The sequence below is a fragment of the Cryobacterium sp. MLB-32 genome (assembly GCF_000738085.1).
Taxonomy (GTDB): domain Bacteria; phylum Actinomycetota; class Actinomycetes; order Actinomycetales; family Microbacteriaceae; genus Cryobacterium.
The window spans coordinates 1-21,278 of record NZ_JPRS01000097.1; the positions used below are offsets into that span (position 1 = coordinate 1).

General features: G+C 68.8%; 19 protein-coding genes and 1 pseudogene. 16 read left to right on the plus strand and 4 right to left on the minus strand.

All coding sequences use genetic code 11. From position 1 onward, the window contains the following. Positions 1–201: 201 nt before the first annotated feature. From nucS to JF66_RS11050, 3 genes are all read right to left on the minus strand, one after another. Complete coding sequence (nucS, locus tag JF66_RS11040) at positions 202–897, minus strand: endonuclease NucS (protein WP_035877899.1); 696 nt, start codon at positions 895–897, stop codon at positions 202–204. A gap of 119 nt (positions 898–1,016) precedes the next feature. Beyond that, positions 1,017–1,253, minus strand: a complete 237-nt coding sequence (locus JF66_RS11045; protein ID WP_035877868.1) for a hypothetical protein — start codon at positions 1,251–1,253, stop codon at positions 1,017–1,019. 37 nt (positions 1,254–1,290) lie between these two features. Beyond that, positions 1,291–2,529 (minus strand): MFS transporter, encoded by a 1,239-nt coding sequence (locus JF66_RS11050; protein WP_035877870.1) that lies wholly within the window; start codon positions 2,527–2,529, stop codon positions 1,291–1,293. Between the two features lie 164 nt (positions 2,530–2,693). Here JF66_RS11050 and JF66_RS11055 point away from each other — a divergent pair, with 164 nt between their 5' ends. The 13 genes and pseudogenes from JF66_RS11055 to JF66_RS11110 all read left to right on the plus strand — a co-directional run bounded on the left by JF66_RS11055 (position 2,694) and on the right by JF66_RS11110 (position 16,625). Next, a complete protein-coding gene (locus JF66_RS11055) occupies positions 2,694–3,728 on the plus strand; it encodes an iron ABC transporter substrate-binding protein (RefSeq protein WP_035877872.1) in 1,035 nt (344 codons plus the stop codon). Between the two features lie 151 nt (positions 3,729–3,879). Continuing rightward, the gene (locus tag JF66_RS11060; RefSeq protein ID WP_197059392.1) at positions 3,880–5,457 is read left to right on the plus strand and encodes an iron ABC transporter permease; all 1,578 of its coding nucleotides are present in this window, start codon (positions 3,880–3,882) and stop codon (positions 5,455–5,457) included. After that, positions 5,454–6,599 carry an ABC transporter ATP-binding protein gene (locus JF66_RS11065; protein ID WP_035877874.1) on the plus strand — a complete coding sequence of 382 codons (1,146 nt, stop codon included), beginning with the start codon at positions 5,454–5,456 and terminating at the stop codon, positions 6,597–6,599. Before JF66_RS11060 ends, JF66_RS11065 begins: the two co-directional genes overlap by 4 nt. A gap of 74 nt (positions 6,600–6,673) precedes the next feature. Next, on the plus strand, positions 6,674–7,486 hold the full coding sequence (locus JF66_RS11070) for an IclR family transcriptional regulator (RefSeq protein WP_035877876.1): 813 nt from the start codon (positions 6,674–6,676) through the stop codon (positions 7,484–7,486). Positions 7,487–7,609: 123 nt separating this feature from the next. Continuing rightward, the gene (locus JF66_RS11075) at positions 7,610–8,992 is read left to right on the plus strand and encodes a cytochrome P450 (RefSeq protein WP_035877878.1); all 1,383 of its coding nucleotides are present in this window, start codon (positions 7,610–7,612) and stop codon (positions 8,990–8,992) included. A 2-nt stretch (positions 8,993–8,994) separates the two neighbouring features. Beyond that, positions 8,995–10,086 carry a PEP/pyruvate-binding domain-containing protein gene (locus JF66_RS11080; protein WP_035877879.1) on the plus strand — a complete coding sequence of 364 codons (1,092 nt, stop codon included), beginning with the start codon at positions 8,995–8,997 and terminating at the stop codon, positions 10,084–10,086. Between the two features lie 97 nt (positions 10,087–10,183). After that, positions 10,184–12,073 carry a PEP-utilizing enzyme gene (locus JF66_RS11085; protein WP_081882323.1) on the plus strand — a complete coding sequence of 630 codons (1,890 nt, stop codon included), beginning with the start codon at positions 10,184–10,186 and terminating at the stop codon, positions 12,071–12,073. Further along, positions 12,066–12,644: pseudogene (locus JF66_RS11090) on the plus strand (SDR family NAD(P)-dependent oxidoreductase); the annotation flags it as partial. The gene JF66_RS11085 and the pseudogene JF66_RS11090, both read left to right, overlap by 8 nt. Before the next feature lie 113 nt (positions 12,645–12,757). Then, positions 12,758–12,847 (plus strand): hypothetical protein, encoded by a 90-nt coding sequence (locus JF66_RS25040; protein WP_255351530.1) that lies wholly within the window; start codon positions 12,758–12,760, stop codon positions 12,845–12,847. Between the two features lie 31 nt (positions 12,848–12,878). Beyond that, complete coding sequence (locus tag JF66_RS11095) at positions 12,879–13,199, plus strand: 2Fe-2S iron-sulfur cluster-binding protein (protein ID WP_035877880.1); 321 nt, start codon at positions 12,879–12,881, stop codon at positions 13,197–13,199. Between the two features lie 2 nt (positions 13,200–13,201). Further along, the gene (locus tag JF66_RS11100) at positions 13,202–14,479 is read left to right on the plus strand and encodes an NAD(P)/FAD-dependent oxidoreductase (RefSeq protein WP_035877882.1); all 1,278 of its coding nucleotides are present in this window, start codon (positions 13,202–13,204) and stop codon (positions 14,477–14,479) included. Continuing rightward, on the plus strand, positions 14,476–15,120 hold the full coding sequence (locus JF66_RS11105) for an HD domain-containing protein (protein ID WP_035877883.1): 645 nt from the start codon (positions 14,476–14,478) through the stop codon (positions 15,118–15,120). The genes JF66_RS11100 and JF66_RS11105 overlap by 4 nt, the downstream gene beginning before the upstream one ends. Then, positions 15,120–16,625: an aldehyde dehydrogenase family protein gene (locus tag JF66_RS11110; RefSeq protein WP_035877884.1), complete on the plus strand. Its 1,506-nt coding sequence runs from the start codon at positions 15,120–15,122 to the stop codon at positions 16,623–16,625. The genes JF66_RS11105 and JF66_RS11110 overlap by 1 nt, the downstream gene beginning before the upstream one ends. Before the next feature lie 22 nt (positions 16,626–16,647). Here JF66_RS11110 and JF66_RS11115 read toward each other — a convergent pair whose 3' ends face one another. Next, positions 16,648–17,979 (minus strand): MATE family efflux transporter, encoded by a 1,332-nt coding sequence (locus JF66_RS11115; protein ID WP_035877907.1) that lies wholly within the window; start codon positions 17,977–17,979, stop codon positions 16,648–16,650. Positions 17,980–18,051: 72 nt separating this feature from the next. Between JF66_RS11115 and JF66_RS11120 the strand changes: the two genes are divergently transcribed. The 3 genes from JF66_RS11120 (at position 18,052) to JF66_RS11130 (ending at position 21,225) form a co-directional block, all read left to right on the plus strand. Beyond that, entirely contained in the window at positions 18,052–18,564 is a 513-nt protein-coding gene (locus JF66_RS11120; RefSeq protein ID WP_035877910.1) for a DUF664 domain-containing protein, read from the plus strand. 73 nt (positions 18,565–18,637) lie between these two features. Next, on the plus strand, positions 18,638–19,573 hold the full coding sequence (locus tag JF66_RS11125; RefSeq protein WP_035877885.1) for an ABC transporter ATP-binding protein: 936 nt from the start codon (positions 18,638–18,640) through the stop codon (positions 19,571–19,573). Beyond that, positions 19,570–21,225 carry an ABC transporter permease gene (locus JF66_RS11130; protein WP_035877887.1) on the plus strand — a complete coding sequence of 552 codons (1,656 nt, stop codon included), beginning with the start codon at positions 19,570–19,572 and terminating at the stop codon, positions 21,223–21,225. Before JF66_RS11125 ends, JF66_RS11130 begins: the two co-directional genes overlap by 4 nt. Positions 21,226–21,278: the final 53 nt, after the last annotated feature.

The window sequence follows — 21,278 nt, forward strand, 5'->3', positions numbered from 1 at the left end:
TGGGCTATCGCCCGGTGGGTGTTCTCCGACCCGTCGTCGGACAACTCCGCGAACATCCTCGCGGACACCTCTGACCGGGCCAAGGCCCCGGTCAGATCAACGAAAACACCTTCAATGGTGGTTGTCATAAGAAAAGTGTGACAGGCACCACCGACACTGGAGCCTCAGAGGCTGAGCCTCGATTGGCTCTTCCCCAAGCCGCTAGAACAGCTTGGAGTGGGTGTCGTCGAGGCCGCGCATCGCGTCATAGTCGAGGAGCAGGCAGCGGATGCCGCGGTCCTCGGCCAGCCGACGCGCCTGCGGCTTGATCTCCTGGGCGGCGAAAACGCCGGTCACCGGAGCGATGTGCGGGTCACGATTCATCAGCTCGAGGTAACGCGTGAGTTGTTCGACGCCGTCGATATCGCCGCGCCGTTTCAGTTCCACGGCCACCGACCGGCCGTTGGAGTCCTGGGCGAGGATGTCGACGGGGCCGATCGCCGTCATATACTCGCGGCGAACGAGGGTATGGCCGTCGCCGAGCAGGTGGATGTGCTCGGCCAGCAGCTTCTGCAGGTGGGCCTCGACGCCCTCCTTGATCAGGCCGGGGTCGATGCCGAGCTCGTGGGCGGAGTCGTGCTCGACCTCATAGAGGCTCACGATGAGCTGGTCGTCCGTCTTGCCGTGAGTGACCGTCCACAGTGCGGTGATGCCGGCCGCGGCCTGGTCTTCGTCCGGCTCGGAGAGTGCGAGGGTGCAGGGCGGGCTCATCCAGTTGAGCGGCTTGTACGAACCGCCGTCCGAGTGAACGAGCAGGCTCCCGTCCGCCTTGATCATCAGGAGGCGGGTGGCCAGCGGCAGATGCGCGCTGAGCCTTCCGGCGTAGTCAACGGAGCATTTCGCAATCACAAGGCGCACCATCCGAGTTTATCCCCCTCTGAGTTAGGGCCTCTTGCTGTTCGCGACGGTCGAAACGTCGCCAACGCGAATTGTTCGAGACAACAGTGCGCGCATTTCAACCCCCATGACGCCAGTCCTCAGCGGGGTGCGGGGGTCTCGCCGTTGGCCACGGCCTCGATCCAGTCGGTGGCCTCGTCGGAGAACGTGAAACCCGACGATTCGGCCTCGCCGACCCACCAGACATCGGGGGAGATCACGCCGCCAGCCGCCGTGATCTCGGCGGCGACGTGCGCGGGCACGGTATCCCCGTTGTTCGCCATAAGCCAGTCCTGCGTCGCGGGCTTCACAAGCGGCCACCACTGCTCAATATCCATGCGCACAGTCTGCCACCGCGCGTGCCGGCAAGGCGCGTCAGCGGTGAACGGATGCCGCGGGCCGGGCCGCCGGGGCAGCCAGCCCGGCCAGCACCATCAGCACCAGCACCACGAGGAGCGCGTAGAGCATGCCCCAGGCGTCGCCGAGCAGGCCCAATACCGGTGGTCCCACCAGGAACGCGAAGTAGCCGATCATGGCGACGGCACTGACCCGAGCGGCGGCGTTCTTCGTGTCATCGGCCGCGGCAGACATGCCCACCGGGAAACCGAGGGAGGCGCCGAGGCCCCACAGCACGGTGCCCACGTACACGAGCCAGGTGGTCGGCGCGAGGATGAAGACGATCAGGCCCACAATCCCCACCACGGCACAGGCCCGCAGCACGGCCACCCGACCGAAGCGGTCAAGCACCGGTCCGCCGACCACTCGACCCACGGTCATGGCCGCCACGAACACTCCGAACACGATCGCGCCGGAGGCATTCGTGAAGCCGTGCCCGTCGACCGCGGCCAGGGCAAGCCAGTCATTGGCCGAGCCCTCCGCAAAGGTCATGCCGAGCACGATCACGCCGATGAGGAGCAGCTTGCGGTCGCGGAACACAGCGAAACTGTCGCTGAACCGGGCGCGCCACGTGGCAGCCCGCTCCGCGGGAGCATCGTCGCCGAGGTCGTGGCGCACGGGCACGAAACGCACGGCAGTGATGACGGTGGCCAGCACGAGCACGGCTGTCACCGCGAGGTGCGAGAACACGGAGACCCCGAGAACGGATGCCGCCGCGCCGCCAAGCGCACCGAGCACCGTGCCGAGGCTGAAGCAGGCATGCATCAGAGGCATCAGCGTGCGGCCGATCGAGCGTTCAGCGGCGGCACCCTCCACGTTCATCATCACGTCGAGGGAACCCATGCCGAACCCGAAAACGGCGAGGGCGCAGAACACAAACGGAGCAGAGGGAAAGAGGCTCACGCCGATTCCCATTCCGATGAGGCCCACGGCCGCCAGCGACATGCTGAGGGTCATCGCGCGGCGGGCACCGAACCGGGCGAGCAGCAATGAGGCGAGCGCCAGCCCGATGACCGAACCCGCGGAGAGCCCGAAAATGAGCAGTCCGACCTGGGCCTTGTCGAGCCCGAGACTGTCGCGCACGGCCGGAATTCGGCTCATCCAGGAGGCAAGTCCGAGACCGCTCACGAAGAAGACGGCGAAGACGGCGTTGCGCCACAGCACAAGGCTGTGACGCGTGGCACCGGGGGCGGTGGGTGCGTTCACGGGAAGCGACAAGTTGATTCCTGGGGTGCGAGGGCGAAGTGGTGCGGTCGTGCTGTGTTTTCAGATTACCGGCAACGTGCTGTGAAGCGGCGGCCGACTGGCGAATCGATTGGCCCCGCGCGCAAAGTTAGATTAGCCTTACCTTAGTTCGTTGATTCGTCGTCTCAGGAGACCACATGCGCCTTTCGCTTCCGCTCGCCGCCCTTGTAGCCGGCGTGACCGCCCTCGCCCTCGTCGGCTGTTCCACGACGGCGTCCCCGGGCACGAGCTCGGAGGCCGACGGCGCGATCACGCTGTATTCCGGCCGCGACGAGGTACTCGTGCAGCCGCTGATCGACATGTTCGAGGAGCAGAGCGGCATCACCGTTGACGTGCGGTACGGCAACACCGCCGAGCTCGGTGCCACACTGCTGGAGGAGGGCGACCGTAGCCCCGCCCAGGTCTTCCTCGCCCAGGACGCCGGCGCCCTCGGTGCCCTGAGCGACGCGGGCCTGTTCGCCACGTTGCCTGCCGAGACAACGAATGAAGTGCCCGCCGGCTTCACCTCCACCGACGACACCTGGGTTGGAGTCACCGGACGCGCCCGCGTGATCGCCTATGACGCCGAGAAGATGAGTGCGGCCGAGGTGCCGACATCCGTTGACGCCTTCACCGAGCCCGAGTGGAACGGCCGCCTCGCAATCGCGCCCACGAACGCGAGCTTCCAGGCCTTTGTCACCGCCTATCGCGTGCTGAACGGCGAAGACGCCGCCGACAAGTGGGTCGCCGCCCTCGCCGCGAACAACCCGGTGATTTTCGACAATAACCGTGCCATCCTCGCGGCGGTCAACGACGGTGTCGTTGACGCCGGGCTGATCAACCACTACTACTGGTACGCCCAGGCCGCCGAAACCGGCGCCGAGAACATGCGCGCCCAGCTTTCCTACCCGGAGGCCGGCGACGCCGGGTCGATCGTGAACGTCACCGGAGCCGGCGTGCTCAAGGGTGCCGCGACGGATGCCGACGCCCTCGCGCTCGTCGACTTCCTCGTGTCGCCGACGGCGCAGCAGTACTTCGTGGACGAGACCTTCGAGTACCCGCTCGTCGCCGGTATCGATGCCCCGGCCGGGTTGCCCACGCTCGACTCGCTCGTGAACCCCGATCTCGACCTCGCCGACCTCGAATCCCTCGCTGACACCCAGGCGCTGCTCGCCACGCACGGCCTCATCTGATCCCGGTGCAGACGGAGGCGCGGGCTCGCTTCGGCGGCTCCGCCCTGCCCGTTTGCGTTCCGCTCGCTACCGGCGCGGCGGTGCGCGCCCGTTGTGGCGGGAGCGCCGCGCGGCAGCGGCGCGGTCCGGGCATGACAGCAATGAGTGCCTCGTGAGCGTGCTCGTTCCGGCTCTCGAGCCGGTCGTGACGGCGCCGCGCCCTCGGGGAACCTACCGCTTCGGGGCGCCGGGCTGGCTGCTCGTGATCGCCGCCCTGTGCGCCTCCGCCGCGGCCATCCCGCTCGTGTACCTCGTGGTGCGCACGACTGAGGCCGGCCTCGCCGAGCTTCTCGACACCCTGCTGCGCCCCCGGGTGTTGCAGCTCACGCTCAACTCGGTGCTGCTCGCCGCCACGGTGACCGCGTCCTGCCTCGTTCTCGGTACCATCAGCGCCTGGGTGCTCACCCGGGTGCGCCTGCCTGCCGGCCGCGCGTTGCTGATCGTGACGGCGCTGCCCCTGGCCGTGCCGAGCTACCTCGCCGCCTACGGCTGGCTGGTGTGGTTCCCGTCGCTGAACGGATTCTGGGCGGCCTGGTTCGTGATGACCGCGGTCTGCACGCCCTACGTGACGCTCCCCGTCGCGGCGGCGCTGCGCGGGGCATCCGGTGACCTGGAAGCGGTTGCCCGCACCCTCGGTCGCGGGCCCTTCGGCGCGTTCCGGGCGGCGACCTGGCCGCAGATCCGCCCGGCCGCCATCTCGGGCGCGCTGCTCGTGTGCCTGTACTCTCTCTCGGACTTCGGCCTGGTATCGATGCTGCGCTTCCAGACGCTCACCTGGGGAATCAACGCCGCCTACGGGGCGAGCTTCGACCGCAACCAGGCCGCGCTGCTTGCCCTCGTACTCGTGGTGCTCGCCCTCATCGTGGTGGCGGGGGAGCGCAAGAGCCGTGGCCAGGTCGAACGCGCGGGCGGCCGCAGCACCCTGCCGGTGCACCGTCCCGGGCGCTGGCTGGCCCCACTCCTGGCGATCATCCTGCTTGCGCCGATCGCGGGCATCGTCGTGCCGATGGTGGGCCTGCTGAGCCGCCTGCTCGATGCCGCCACGCTGCGAGCCGTCGATGTTCCCCGCCTCGTCGACGCCATCGGCGCCACCCTCGGGCTGGCCCTCGCCGCCGCGCTCGTGGCCGCCGTGCTGGCCCTGCCGATCGCGGCTCTGGCCGCGCGCTACCGCGGCCGACTCGTGACCGCGATCGAGGCCGTGGGCTTTCTCGGCCACGGGCTGCCGGGTATCGTCGTGGGCCTCTCGCTCGTGTTCTTCGCACTCGCCGCGGTTCCGGCGCTCTACCAAACGTCGGTCGTGCTCGTGTTCGCCTACGTCGTATTGTTCATGCCGCGGGCGATCGGCAGCATGCGCAGCGGCATCGCCGCCGTGCCCGGCAGCCTCACCGATGTGTCGCGGATGCTCGGCCACTCGCCCCTCGTCACCTGGTGGCGGGTGACGGCCCGCCTGGCCCTGCCCGGAATCGGGGTCGGCGCCCTGCTGGTGGCCATCTCGGTCATGAAAGAATTGCCCGCAACGCTGTTGTTGCGTCCCACCGGCATTTCCACTCTCTCCACCGAGCTGTGGAGCCGTACCTCGGTGTTCGAATTCGGCGGGGCGGCGCCCTACGCGGCGGCCCTCGTGCTGCTCGCGGCCGTTCCCACGGTGCTCTTGTCGGGCATCCGTGGTGTTGCAAAGGAGAAATCGTGACCTGGGTCACCGTTGACGGATTGCGCGTGTCGTACGGCGAAACCGCCGTGCTCGACAGTGTCAGCCTCGGCATACCGCGCGGCAGCCTCGTGGCCGTGCTCGGCCCGAGCGGATGCGGCAAGACCACCCTCCTGCGCGCCGTCGCCGGCCTGCTCCCCGCGTCGGCCGGCACTATCCGGGTGGGCGACCGGGTAGTCTCCGCGCCCGGTGTGCAGCTTGCTCCCGAAAAGCGCGGCATGGGTTGGGTTCCGCAAGATGCCTCTCTCTTCCCGCACCTCACCGTGGGCGAGAACATCGGCTTCGGCCTGCCGCACGCCAGCCGGGCCGACCGGGCGACCCGTACCGAGCGAATCGCGGAGCTGGCCGCGCTCGTGGGTCTCGAGGGCCTCATCGACCGCGCCCCCTCGCAGCTGTCGGGAGGGCAGGCTCAGCGCGTGTCGCTGGCCCGGGCCCTCGCCCCGCGGCCCGACCTGATGCTCCTCGACGAGCCCTTCGCGGCCCTCGACCCGCTGCTGCGCGCGGCGTTGCGCACCGAAGTGGCCGCCCTGCTGCGCGACCAGAAGAACACCAGCCTGTTGGTGACCCACGACCAGGAGGAGGCGCTCTCGCTGGCGGACTACGTGGCCGTGATGCGCGGCGGACGCCTGCTGCAGTGGGGCACTCCGGCCGAGGTCTACGAACACCCCCTGAGCCTCTGGGTCGCCGCCTTCGTGGGCGACACGGTGGAGTTGGACGGGCGCTGGGCCGACGGCCGGGTGGAATGCGCGCTCGGACCGGTCGACGCCGTGACCGCGGACGGGACACCCGCTGGGGAGGGAACCTCCGTGCGGCTCATGCTTCGACCGGAATGGATCCATCTCTCCCCGGCCATCACCCGTATCGTGTCACCGGCCGCGCTGCCGGAGAGTTCCCGCGCCGTGGCCCCGCACCGTTCCGGCCTCGGCGTGGAACCGTCCGGCACGGAGCGCATCACGGCCACCGTGCTGTCCATCGCTTACGGCGGACACGACGCGCTCGTGAGCCTCGAGCTGGTCGACGGAACGATCATTCGGGCGCGGGTCGCCGCCCCCGACCTGCCGACGCGCGGCGACCGGGTGCGCGTCAGCATCCGCCGCCCGGCCCTCGCTTACCCCGTGGGGTAACCCGTCAGGTAGAACCTGCCCCGGCTCGCTAGAGTGAACGCATCGTGGTTCACGGGCGAGAAAAGGGTGGCACAGTGGCCGGTCGAACGCAGTCTCCCGGTCAATCGGTGACCTCGCGCGTGTTGAGTATTCTGGCGTCGTTCGAACACACCGCGTCGGCTCGTACCCTGACCGAGATCAGCCAGCAGAGCGGGCTGCCGCAGAGCACGGCGCACCGCCTGCTGGGCGAACTCGAGGAGTGGGGAGCGGTGCAACGGGATGCCCAGGGCCGCTACCAGATCGGCCTGCGCCTCTGGGAATTGGGCCAGCACGCTGGTCGGCGGCTGCGAGATGTGGCCCGCCCCTACCTGCAGGACCTGTTCGGCCTCACCCAGGAGACCGTGCACCTCGCCATCCGGGACGGCACCGAGGTGCTCTACATCGACCGGGTCTACGGGAGCCGGCGGGTGCCGCAAGCCTCCCGGGTAGGCGGACGGCTGCCCCTGCACGCTACGGCTGTTGGCCGGGCCATCCTCGCCTTCGAAGACGGCTGGGTGCGGGACGCGGTGCTCGGCGGACCTCTCGCCCAGACCACACCCTTCACCAAGGTGGACCCCGAGGCGCTGCGCCGGGAGCTGGCGAAGGTCCGCGAGCAGAACTTCGCCCTCGCCTCGGAGGAGGTGCGTCTCGGGTCGTGTTCGCTGGCCGTGCCGGTGTTCCAGACCGACGGCGGCATCTTCGGCGCGATCGGAATCGTGCTGCCGACCGCCCGCGCGCACCAGCTGGAGCGCAACCTGCCGGTACTGCTCGGCACGGCCGCACGCCTCCAGGCCGCAATCGGGCACCTTCCCGCCTCGGCGCTGCAGTCGGCGCGGAGGGCTCCTCACGTGCCGCGTCCCGCCGTCTGAAAGACTGCCGGATAATCTCAGGGCACTTCCGCCCAGTGGGACACTCCGGCGCGATTTCCGCCGCTGTCCCATTAGATGGTCCTAGTTCCCCACAGCCGTGGAACACGAAGCCAAGGAGCACCAGTGAACGCTCAGCCGTCAGTGTCCGCCGCATCCGCCGATCGTGCCGTCGCCACCTGCCCGTTCCCGCACTCGGCCGCCCCCGAATCGGCGTCAACCCCCGAATCGGCCGCCCCGCATGCGGACTATGCCCCCTTCGCCATGAACGACCCGTTTCCCTCCTACGCTGCCCTGCGCGAGCACGCTCCGGTCATGTACGACGAGCGCATCGACTGCTACGTGGTGTCGCGCTATGAGGATGTGAAGGCCGTCTTCGAGAACTGGGAGACCTTCAGCAGCGAGAACGCGCAGGCTCCGGTGCGGCCGCGTGGCGAGGTCGCCACCCGCATCATGAACGACGGTGGCTTCACCGCGTATTCGGGACTGTCCGCCCGCATCCCTCCGGAGCACACCCGCATGCGCGGCATCGTGCAGAAGGAATTCACGCCCCGGCGGTACCGCAAGCTCGAACCCACCATTCGGGAGAACACCGCTCGGCTGCTGCAGCAGATGCTCGCCCACCCGGATGCCCGCGGCGACTTTCTGACCGATGTGGCGGTCGACATCCCCACGATCACCATCCTTGGGCTGCTCGGCGTGGGACCGGAAATGGTGCCGACCTACAAGAAATGGTCGGATTCCCGCGCCGCCATGACCTGGGGCAACCTCAGCGACGAGGAACAGATCCCGCACGCGCACAACCTCGTGGACTACTGGAACGAGTGCCTGCGCCTGGTCTCCGCTGCTCATGAAGCCCTCGCCGCTCATGAGGCCCTCGCCGCTCAGAAGGACGCTGCCGACGACGAGGCCGTCGGCACGGACAACCTCGTGGCCGACCTCGTGCGGGCCCAGCTCGCCGGTGCGGAGATCTCCGACCACGAGATCGCATCGGTCTGCTACAGCCTGCTGTTCGCCGGACACGAGACCACCACCACGCTGATCTCGAACACCATCCGGGTGCTGCTCAGCCACGCCGAGCAGTGGCAGCAGCTCGTCGACGACCCGAGCCTGATCCCCGCCGCGATCGATGAGACCCTGCGCTACAGCCCGTCGATCGTCGGCTGGCGGCGCAAGGCGCTCGTCGATGCCGAGATCGCCGGCACCCGGATTCCCCGCGGCGCCAACCTGCTGCTGCTGATGGGCTCGGCCAACCGCGACGCCGCCGTGTTCGAGGAGCCCGAAGTGTTCGACCTGAGCCGGCCCAATGCCCGCAACCACCTGTCCTTCGGCTTCGGCATCCACTACTGCCTGGGCAACCTGCTCGCGAAGATGCAGGACAAGATCGTGGTCGAAGAGACCATCAGGGCGGCGCCCCACCTGCGCATCATCACCCCCGAAAAGATCACTTTCGGCGACAATCTATCGTTCCGGGCGCCGACGTCGGTGCCCGTCACCTGGGAGGCCTGACCATGACCCACCACCCCTTCATCCAGTTCTTCGACGGCGGCGATGCCCCCGACCATGACCTGCTCGGTGGCAAGTGCGCCTCGCTCGTGGCCCTCACCGCGGCCGGGATGCCGGTTCCCCCGGGCTTCGCCATCACCACCGCCGCCTACGACGCCTTCATCGAGGAGGCGGGCATCGCCGCCGACATCCACACGCTGCTGACCGGCCTCGACGCCGACGACATCGCCGAGGTCGACCGGGTCTCGGCGCAGCTTCGCCGCGAGATCACCTCGCGTGCGGTGCCGCCCGCACTGCGCACCATCACCACGGATGCCTACAACGCCCTGCAGGCGCGCTTCCCCGCGCCGGTCCCGGTGGCGGTTCGCTCCTCGGCCACCGCGGAAGACCTGCCCGACGCGAGCTTCGCCGGCCAGCAAGACACCTACCTCTGGCTCTGCGGCCTCGACGACGTCACCGAGCACATCCGTCGCTGCTGGGCGTCGCTCTACACCTCGCGCGCCATCATCTACCGGCTGAAGAACAACATCCCCAACGAGGGACTCTCCATGGCCGTCGCCGTGCAGAAGATGGTCAATGCCCGCGTGGCCGGCGTCGCCATCACCATGGACCCGAACACGGGCGACCGATCCAAGATCGTGATCGAGGCCTCCTATGGCCTCGGCGAACTCGTGGTGTCGGGCCTCGTCACCCCCGACAACGTGATGGTCGACAAGGTCATGCTCATGGTCGTGCGGCAGAACCTCGGGGACAAGCACGCGGAACTCGTGCCCGACCTCGAGAGCAAGTCGCTCGTCGAGCTCGAGGTGTCCGCCGATCGCCGGGCCCAGCGCTGCCTGACGGATGTCGAGATCACCGCGATCGCGGCCATCGCCAAGAAGGCCGAAAAGCACTTCAGGGCCCCACAGGACATTGAGTGGGCGCTGGACCGCGATCTGCCCGACGGCGAGAACCTGCTGCTGCTGCAGTCCCGCCCCGAGACGGTGCACTCCGCTGCGGCCGCAACCGGCGCAGTGCCCGCGGTACCCACGACGACCTCCGGATTCGGCATCGAGAGCATCACCCGCTCACTCATGACGCAGGCCGGCAAGTCCTAGTCCTCTTCTGCACACTCTTCTCCACCCACGCTCCACCTCGTTGTGAACCCGCCCCTCATCAGCCACCCCGTCACACCTCACAGAACGGTTGCCCCCGATGACAGAGAAGTCATTTCCCAGCCCCTACGACCAGAGCCCCGCCGCCGCCGCCGAGGGCTGGAAGGACCTCTACGCCTACAACCTGGTCTTCCAGGACAGCCAGCGCGAGGTCGAAGAAGCCAAGTTCTGGTTTTGCGACAGCCAGCACTGGCCCACCGTCACCAAGCCCTTCGAAACGATCGGCTTCGAATTCGCCGTGTCATGCCTCGGCCAGTACAACTCCCGCCACCTGCTCATCCCACCGGCGAACGGCATCGAGTTCCGCATCCACAACGGCTACGTCTTCATGTCCCCGGTGGGCGTGCCCGAGTCCGAGATCGCGGCCCGCGTTCCGCAGTTCATGGAGCGTGCCGGACACTACTTCGCGAACTGGGAGACCCTGCTCGACCAGTGGAAGGGCAAGATCCGCGGCACCATCGACGAGCTGAACGAGCTGTCCTTCACGGCGCTGCCCGACGCGGTGCCCCTCGACGACGTGCTCAGCGGCAAGGGCACCGGTCCGAACAACGAGCTGCTCGGCAACTTCGACAAGCTCATCTCTCTCACCTACCGCGCCTGGCAGTACCACTTCGAGTTCCTCAACCTCGGTTACGTGGCCTACCTCGACTTCTTCAGCTTCTGCAAGGAGGTCTTCCCCGGAATCCCCGACCAGGCCGTCGCCAAAATGGTGCAGGGCGTTGACATGGAGCTGTTCCGCCCCGACGACGAACTCAAGTCGCTCGCCAAGCTCGCCCTCGAGCTGGGCCTCGAAGGACACTTCTACGACACGACGAATCCCGAAGCCACTCTGGCCGCGATCACGGGCTCGGCCACGGGGGCCGCCTGGCTCGCCGCCTGGACCGCCGCACAGGACCCGTGGTTCAACTTCACGGTGGGCAACGGCTTCTACGCACACGACAAGTACTGGATCGACCACCTCGAGCTCCCCCTCGGCTACATCAGCGACTACATCGTGCGCCTGCAGAAGGGCCACACCATCGATCGCCCGGTGGCCGAGCTCGTGGCCGAGCGCGATCGCATCACCGAGGAGTATTCGGAGCTGCTGAGCCCCGAGCAGCTCGCCTCCTTCGAGGGCAAGCTCGGCCTGGCCCGCCAGGTGTACCCCTACGTGGAAAACCACAACTTCTACATCGAGCACTGGACCATGGGGGTGTTCTGGCGCAAGGCACGGGAACTCTCGTCCATGCTGCACGAGGCCGGGTTCTGGCCCGAGGCGAACGACATGTTCTACCTCCGCCGTGACGAGGTGCGCGAGACCCTCTTCGACTACGTCACGGGCTGGGGCGTCGGTGCCCCGTCGATCGGCCCACGGTACTGGCCCGGCGAGGTGGCCCGTCGCCGCGTGATCGTGGACGCGCTCGCCGAGGTGCGACCGCAGCCGGCCCTCAACACACCCCCCGCCGTGATCACCGAGCCCTTCACCCTGATGCTCTGGGGGATCACCAGCGACCAGATCAAGAACTGGCTCGGCGACTCGGATGCCCCGGAGGGCGAATTCCGCGGCATGGCAGCCTCGAGCGGGGTCGCCGAAGGGCCGGCCCGGGTGATCAGCAGTTCCGACCAGCTGTCCGAGGTGCAGGAGGGCGACATTCTTGTCGCCCCCGTCACCGCTCCGAGCTGGGGCCCGATCTTCGGCAAGATCCGTGCCACGGTCACCGACATCGGCGGCATGATGAGCCACGCGGCCATCGTCTGTCGGGAGTACGGCATGCCCGCCGTCACGGGAACCGGAACGGCGTCGGCCCAGATCGTGACGGGGCAGTGGCTGCGCGTCGACGGCAACAACGGCACCGTCACCATCGTGGAAGACCACGTGCACGACCTCACGCTGGCCCCCGCCGCCGCGAGCCAGCTCGACAACGCCATCCTCGAAGGCAGCCATGCCTGAGTCGGGCACGGCCGCAGTCCCCAGAACGGTGCTGATCACCGGCGCCGCCGGTGGCCTGGGCCGTGCCTTCGCCCTGGGCTTCGCTGCCCAGGGCGACCGGGTGGTGTGCGCCGACGTGAACCACGACGGCGCGCAGCACACGGTCGACCTGATCGAGGCCGAGGGCGGCGTCGCCCTGGCGATCGCCGTCAACGTGACCTCTCTCGAATCGGTGACGGCCATGGCGACGGCGGCGGCCCGCTGGTCGGGCGGGTCGGGTTCGCCCGCCGAACGGATCGACGTGGTCATCAACAACGCCGCCATCTACGCCACCGTCACCCGGGCCCCGTTCACCGAGCTCGACCCGGACGAGTGGGACCGCGTGATGGCCGTGAACCTCAAGGGGCCGTGGCTGGTCACGCGGGCCTGCTCACCGTTCCTGCCCGACGGGGGAAAGATCATCAATCTCTCGTCCGCCACGGTGATGAGCGGTTCCGCGCACTGGGCACACTACGTGGCCTCGAAGGGCGGCGTGATCGCGCTCACCCGGGTGCTCGCCAAGGAACTCGGCGACCGCAACATCACCGTCAACGCGATCGCCCCCGGGTTCACCCTCACCGAGGCGAGCTATGGGCTCATGGACGGCGCCGAGAGCTATGGCGTTGACCGTGGAGCCTCAAGCGTGCCAGCGAGCCGGAAGACATCGTGGGGGCGGCCCTGTTCCTGGCCGGCCCCGGAAGCAACTACATCACCGGCCAGACCCTCGTGGTCGACGGTGGCCGTCAATTCATCTAGTCCGAGTCAGAAAAGAAGAGGGGACCAGAACATGCCCACCGTAACCTTCGTCGCCCACGACGACAGTGAAGTGACCGTCACCGGATTCGCCGGCGACTCCGTGATGGAGACCGCCGTGCGCAACGGTGTGCCGGGGATCGTCGCCGAATGCGGTGGCAGTCTCTCGTGCGCCACCTGCCACGTGTTCCTGTGCGCCGACAACGCGGCGGTCTTCCCGTCCCGGGAAGATCTCGAAGACGACATGCTCGACGGCACCGCCGTCGACCGAGAGGACAACTCCCGCCTGTCCTGTCAGCTCCGGCTCTCCGGTGATGAGGCCGTGCGCGTGCAGACCCCCGAAACGCAGGTGTGACCATGTCGGATTCCGGCACCCTCATCATCGGAAACTGCCAGGCCGGGGTGCAGCTCGCCTCGACCCTGCGGGAGCTCGGGGACACCAACCCGATCGTGCTCGTGGGCGAGGAACCGCACGCCCCCTACCAACGCCCACCGCTGTCGAAGGCCTTCCTCAAGGGCGAGGCTACCGCCGACTCCCTCACCTTCCGCACCCACGAGTTCTATCGCGACCACGACATCGAGCTCGTGCCCCGCGAACGCATCGTCTCCCTCACGCGCACCGCGGCCGGTGGGGTGGCCGTCGCCGAATCCGGTCGTGAATTCCCGTTTGCACGACTGGCCCTCACCACGGGCGCGGTTCCCCGGCAGATCCCCTTCGAGGGCTCCGAGCTGGAGGGCGTGAGCTACCTGCGCACCGCGACGGATGCCGCCGTGCTCGAGCAGAAACTCCGCGCCGCCGAGAACGTGGTGGTGGTCGGGGGCGGCTTCATCGGCCTCGAAGTGGCCGCGGGAGCCCGGGCATCCGGTAAGACGGTGACCGTGCTCGAGGCCGCCCCGCGCCTCGTGGGCCGGGCCGTCTCGGAGCAGACCAGCGCGTTCTACCTGCAGGCGCACCGCCGCCGCGGCACCACCGTGATTCTCGAGGCCCGAGTGGTGCGCTTCACGGGCGAACACGACCGGGTCACCGGGGTGCAGCTTGCCGACGGCGCCGTGATCCCCGCCGACGTCGTGCTGATCGGCGTCGGCGTGGTGCCGCGCACCGAACTGGCCGAGCAGCTGGGTCTCGCCGTCGACAACGGCATCACCGTCGACGCCCGGGCCCTCACCTCCGACGGCGTCACCGTCGCCGCGGGCGACTGCGCCAACCTGCCGAATCCCTCGGTGACGCCCGGCGGCATCGACAGGGTGCGGCTCGAAAGCGTGCAGAACGCGGTCGAGCAGGCCAAGGTGGCCGCGGCCACCCTGCTCGGGCGCGGTGCCGACTACCAGACCGTGCCGTGGTTCTGGAGTGACCAGGCCGACCTCAAGCTGCAGATCGCCGGACTCTCCGGCGGCCACGACGAGGTGGTGCTGCGCGGCGACCCCGACAGCGAGAAATTCTCGGTGCTCTACTACCGGGCGGGTGAACTGATCGCCGCGGACTGCGTGAACCGCCCCCTCGATTTCATCGCCGTGCGCGGCGCCCTTCACCACGGCCAGACCGTGCCGCCCGCAGTCGCCGGCGACACGTCGGTGGCCCTCAAAAAGCTCGTTTCCCCTGCCCCGGCACTCGCCCAGAAAGTACTGACGACATGACCCTGCAGACGCAACAGCCCGTCGACACCTCCCCGATCGCGGCATCGCGCCGCGCCGACACCGACCTTGACCCGCTCTGGCGGGCCGTCGTCACCGAGATGCGCACCCGTGGCAACGACATCCACATTCCGATCTCGTTCGCCTTCGCGGAACGCCTCTGCGAGGCCTACCCCGAAGCGGATGCCCTCGTGGTGCGGGTCGCCATCCTGTTACACGACACCGGCTGGGCACGAGTCGACGAGACGAAGATCATCTCGGAGGGCTTCGGCGCCAACTGGCGCCAGGCCCAGATCCGCTTCGAGCACGAGGCCAAAGGGTGCGACATCGCTCGCGAGATCCTGCCCGGCCTCGGGTATGACGAGGCGTTCATCACGAAGGTCACGGATATCATCGACGGCCACGACACCCGCCCCGTATCGCACTCGATCGAAGACTCCCTGGTGCGCGACGCCGATCGGCTCTGGCGCTTCACCCCGGCCGGCGTGGCACTGGCCTCCGGGTGGTTCCACCAGAGTCCTTCGTCGTACTGCGGCCGCCTGCGCGCCGATATCGTTCCGGAGCTCATCACGGCGGCCGCGCTCGAGATGGCGCTCGCCGAGCTCGACCGGGCCGAGGCGCTGCTTCGTACGGACGTGCTCTGATGACGCAGGCCGGCACCCCGACGGTCGGTGTCTCGACGGTCGCCCCCGCGCCGACGCTGCCCTACCGGCACACCGACGACCTGTTCATCGACGGCGAGTGGACGCGTGCCGCGGGCGCGGGTCGCACCGTGGTGACCAACCCGGCAACGGGCCAGGTGTGGGGTTCCGTGCCGCAGGCATCCGCTGCCGACCTCGACCGGGCCGTCACCGCTGCCCATCGCGCGTTCACCGGCCTGGGCTGGCGTGACCTCACGCCCGGAGCGCGCGGCGCGCACCTGCTGCGCTTCGCCGATGAGATTGAGAAGCGCAGCCTCGCCATTTCGCACACCAATACCTGGGAGAACGGCTCGCCGGTGGCCGAGACGTCGCGGGCCGCCGGCAACGCGGCATCGATCTTTCGCTACTACGCCTCCCTCGCCGGGTACCTCGAGAAGCCCGACATACGCCGCTTCCCGGACGGCTCGGCCGAGACCATCGTGCGGCAGGACCCGGTGGGCGTGTGCGCCCTGATCGCGCCGTGGAACTACCCGATCAATCTCGTGGTGGCCAAGCTCGCGCCGGCCCTGATGGCCGGCTGCACGGTGGTGATCAAGCCGGCCTCGCCCACACCACTGTCCATTCGGTTGATCGCGGATGCCGCGGCCGCTGCCGGCATTCCCGCCGGAGTGGTGAACGTGGTCACCGGGCCTGGTGCTTTCGGGGACGCCCTGGTGAAGCATCCGCTCGTCGCCAAGGTGGCCTTCACCGGGTCCACCCCCGTCGGCCGGTCGATCGCGAGTGCGGCGGGCGCACTGCTGCGCCCTGTCACCCTCGAACTCGGCGGCAAGTCGAGCGCGCTCGTGCTGCCCGATGCCGACCTCGATGCCATGGCTCGGGTACTGATTCGAACCTGCATGCGCAACACCGGGCAGACCTGCTACATCTCGACGCGTATTCTCGCGCCCGCTGAGCGCTATGCGGAGATCGTGGAGATGGTGACGAGCACGATCGAGGCGGCTCCGCAGGGAGACCCGATGGACCCGGCCACGGTCTTCGGCCCCGCAGCCACCGAATCGCAGAAGCAGACCGTGCTCGGCTACATCCGGTCGGGCCTCGCCGAGGGTGCCCGCGCCACGACCGGCGGGCTCGTAGCGCCGATTTCGGAGGAGGGCTCGTGGGTGACCCCCACGGTGTTCGCCGACGTGACCCCCGGCATGCGCATCGCCCGGGAGGAGATCTTCGGTCCGGTGCTCGGGATCCTGCCCTACGCCTCGCTCGATGACGCCGTGCGCATCGCCAACGACACCGCGTTCGGGCTCGGCGGCACCATCTTCTCCGCCGACGAGGACCGGGCGCTCGCGCTCGCCGGGCGTCTGGACAGCGGGTCCATCGGCCTCAACTTCTTCGCCACCAACCACGCGGCGCCTTTCGCGGGGCGCCATGACTCGGGACTCGGCATGGAGTTCGGACCGGAGGGCCTGCACGCATACCTCAAGCCGCAGTCGGTGCACCGGCGCATCCGCTAACGCTCGGGCATGCCCGACCGGGTCAGCGCGCGCCGACGACCATCCACGCGGCTCTGCGGGCTCGTAGCGACAGGGTCACCGCTCGGGCGCCGAGGTAGCCGAGGGCAAAGGCGGCCATCAGCCAGGCGAGGCCGGCCTCGCCGGCCGGGGCCAGCCACAGCACGGCGAGGGCGAGCGGAACGAAGGCCGCGAGGTTGACGAGGCCGGTCAGTGCGAGGTACCGGGCGTCGCCGGCACCGATCAGCACGCCGTCGAGCACGAACACCACACCCCCGAGAGGCACGGAGAGGCCGAGCACCACGAGCGTGGCCGGCAGCAGGTCGGTGACGGCCGCCGAGTTCGTGAACAGGTGCCCGATGAGGCCGCTCGTGCCGACGACGAGCAGGCCGAGGGCGACACCGCCGAGCACGCCCCACTCCAGGCAGCGCCGCAGAACCGCCCGCACCCCGGGCACATCGCTCGCTCCAAGGCCACGTCCCACAAGCGCCTGGGCGGCGATGGCGAGGGCGTCGAGGGCGAACGCAAGGGTGGCGAACAGGGTCATCGCGATCTGGAAGGCCGCGAGTTCGGGGGAGCCGAGCCGCGCCGCCACGAACACCGCGAGCAGCATGGCGGCGCGCAGGCTCAGCGTGCGCAGAAACAGCCAGCCGCCGCTGCGCGCTCCCAGCATCATTCCGGCCCGGTGCGGGCGCAGCGGAGCGGCCTGCCGACGGGCGTGCCGAACGACGACCAGCAGGTAGACCGCCACCATGCCCCACTGGGCCACGACCGTGCCCACCGCGGACCCCGCGATGCCCCAGCCGACGAGGTAGATGAACACGTAGTTCAGCGCGATGTTCACGCCGAACCCGATGCCGGCCACGAACAGCGGCGTGCGCGTGTCCTGCAGGCCGCGCAGCAGCCCGGTCGCCGCGAACACGAGCAGCATGGCGGGAAGGCCGAACATCGAGATGCCGAGGTAGGTGGCGGCATCCGCTGTCACCTCGGCCTCGGCGCCGAACGCGGCCACGAGTACGGGCGTGGCGAACCACCCGGCCGCCGCGAGCACGACGCCGAGGCCGAGGGCCAGCCAGAGGCCGTCGATGCCCACGCTGACGGCCCGACGCGGGTCGCCGGCACCGAGCCAGCGGGCGACGGCGGGGGTGGTGCTGTAGGCGAGAAAAACCATCAGGCCGATGATGGTCTGCAGCACGGCACTCGCCAGCCCGAGCCCCGCCAGAGGTGTGGTTCCGAGGTGCCCCACCATGGCCGAGTCCGCGAGCAGGAAAAGGGGCTCGGCGATGAGCGCCCCGAGGGCGGGTACGGCGAGGCGCAGAATGTCGCGGTCGATGGTGTGGCGCTGAAAGAGTGTGATGCTGTCGACTCTAGATCGTTCCCGGCACGCTCGGCGCTGGGTAGGCTGGCACGACCGACGAAGGGACCCACCATGCTCGCGACCGACCTGCTCACTGACGCCTACACACGCGTGAGCCAGACCGTGCACACCGTTCTGCGTAATGCGACGGAGTACACCCTCACCTACCGCGCGGACCCGGAGACCAACTCGATCGCCTGGCTGGTGTGGCACCTGACGCGGGTGCAGGACGACCACATCTCCGACCTTGCCGGCGTGGAACAACTGTGGACGGCAGACGGCTGGACGGAACGATTCGCCCTGCCGTTCGATAGCTCGGCCACCGGTTACGCCCAGACCGCCGAAGACGTTGCCGCCGTGCGGGCCGATGCCAATTTACTGCGGGACTACTTCGAGGCCGTGCACGAGCGAACGATCGCCTACATTGAGGGGCTGACCGAAGACGATTTCGCGCGCGTGGTCGACCGCTCCTGGACGCCACCGGTAACGGTGGCCGTGCGCCTCGTGAGCGTGCTGAATGACGACACCCAGCACGCGGGTCATGCCGCGTTCGTGCGCGGGCTCGCGGTGCGCGCCGGCCGCTGACCTTCTGAATCAACCGAGATACCGCTCCGCGCTCGGTCACCCAGAATCATCGGGCTGGCGTAACCTCGGCACCATGAATGCAGTCATCGCCACTCACGGCCTCCTGAAGAGCTTTGGGCACGTGAAAGCGCTCGACGGGCTCGACCTCGAGGTGAACGCCGGCGAGGTGCACGGTTTCCTCGGCCCGAACGGTGCCGGCAAGTCCACGACGATCCGGGTGCTGCTCGGCCTCGTGCGGGCCACCGGCGGAACGGCCACCATCTTCGGCCGCAACCCCTGGACGGATGCCGCGGCGCTGCACCGCCGGATGGCCTACGTTCCCGGCGACGTAAGCGTGTGGCCGAGTCTCTCCGGGGGCGAGACCATCGACCTGCTCTGTCGGCTTCGCGGCACAGATCCACAGGCGAATCGGGCACGCCGACAGCATCTCCTGGACGTCTTCCAGCTCGACCCCACGAAGAAAGGCCGCGCGTACTCCACCGGAAACCGGCAGAAGGTGGCGCTGGTCGCCGCGCTCGCCGTGCCGGCCGACCTTTTCATTTTCGACGAACCGACCACCGGGCTGGACCCGCTCATGGAGGCGGTGTTTCGTCAGGAGGTCACGACCGCCGCCGAGAACGGGGCGACCGTGTTGCTGTCGAGCCACACCCTCTCCGAGGTGGAGCACCTGTGCGATCGCGTCACCATCATCCGCTCCGGGAAGACCGTGGAGACCGGCTCGCTCTCCGACCTGCGGCATTTGACCCGCACCCAGATCGGCTTCGGGGCCGAGAGTGTCGGCGCCCTCACCATCGACGAGCTGGGGCAACGTCTGCCCGCAGCGCACGACCTGCTGCTCGACGGGGGCCGGGTGACATTCACGGTGGACAGCGATCGTCTGCCGGACGTGCTGCCGGTGCTGGCACAGCTCCGCGCCGCGGGGCTGACGGTTGCGCCGCCGTCCCTGGAGGAGTTGTTTCTTCGCCACTACCGCGCCGATATTCCTGAACGCCCGGTGTCCGGTTCGTGAATACCCTCGGCCCACTGCTGTGGTTGCGGCTGCGGCGGGATCGCATTCAGATTCCGATCTGGGTGCTCTCGCTCGCGACCCTTGTGCTGCTGAGTGTTCCGGCGGTGACCGCGAGCTTTGGCACCCTCGCGGACCGGGAAGCTCTTGTGCGACTGGCCATCAGTGCCCCGAGCGTGCTGATGCTGCGCGGCGTGCCCCAGGGAGCGGATGTCGACGCCCTGCTGTTCTTTCAGCTGTTCACCTACCTGGCTGTGATGGTCGCCTTCATGAGCACATTCCTCGCCGTGCGCCATAGCAGGGCCGAAGAGGAGAGCGGCCGGGCGGACCTGGTGGGCGCCACCGTGGCCGGTCGGATCATGCCGCTCTGGGCCACGGCCCTGCACGGGATCGGCGCAAGCCTGCTGGTCGGCGCGGCGGTCGCGGCGGCCTTCGTGCTGAGCGGGTTCGACGTCGTGGGCGCGCTCGTCTGTGGTGCCGCATTGACGGCGACGGGGATCGCTTTTCTGGGCATCGGGCTACTCACCTCGCAGATCATGCGCACGAGCCGTGGCGCCAACGGGCTGGCCGCCGCCGTGATCGGAGGGTCCTTCGCGCTGCGGGCCGCCGGCGATGCGGCCGGACGCATCAATGCCGATGGCCTGAGCATGACAAGCGCCTGGCCGAGCTGGCTGTCGCCCATCGGCTGGGCGCAGCAGACGAGCGCGTTCACCGCGAACGACCTCTCGCCCCTGTTGTTGCATCTGGGCCTCGCGGCGGTGTCGTTCGCTATCGTCGCGGTCGTGCAATCCCGCCGCGACCTCGGGGCGAGCCTGGTGGCGGACCACGCGGGTCGCGCGAGTGCACCGCGGCGCTTGCGCGGATCCCTGAGCCTCGTGTGGCGCCTGCAATGGCCCTCGATCATCGGCTGGTCGATAACCGGTCTCCTCTTCGGGCTGCTCGCCGGCACTCTCGGCGAAACGGTTCTCGATCTGGTGAAGTCCAACGCCGGCGTGCTCGCCGCCCTCAGCAGCATCGCGGCCAACCCCTCGGCGAACGGCGGAACGGGTGCCGGATTCGTGACAGACGGCGCCATCATCGATGTTTTCGTGGCCGCCATGTTCAGCATCGTGGGCGTGATCGCCGCGGCCGCGGCGATGCAGGCCATGATGCGCATGCGCCAGGAGGAGGTGCACTCATCGGCCGAACTCCTGCTGTCCACGCCGCTGGGTCGCATCCGTTGGTTGGTCGACTACCTCACGGTCGGAGCCATTGCGGGGGCGCTCGTGCTGGTCGTCGCCGTGATCGGGGCCTCCATCGGCCTCACCCGCTCGGTTGATGTCGCTGATCGACTGGCCAGTGTGGCCGGGTCCGGGCTCGCCCAGCTACCAGCCGCCCTGCTGCTGCTGGCCATCTCCGCCCTGCTGTTCGCCGTCGTACCGCGCTGGAGTGTGGGCCTGAGCTGGGGTGTGCTGCTCTTTTCCCTCTTCATCGGACAGTTCGGTGGGCTTCTGGGGCTGTCCGACACCGTGCGGGCCCTGTCGCCGTTCACGCACACGCCGCTCGTCACGGAGGCGAGCGCGGACTGGAGCGCCGCCGGGTGGATGCTGGCCCTCTCCGTCGGCCTGGCCCTGCTCGCCGTTGTCGGCATTCGCCGGCGCGACCTCGCCCAGTAGGTCGAACGTGTCCTGGAGTTGGAACGTGTCGTGGATTTCGACGGTTTTGGGGG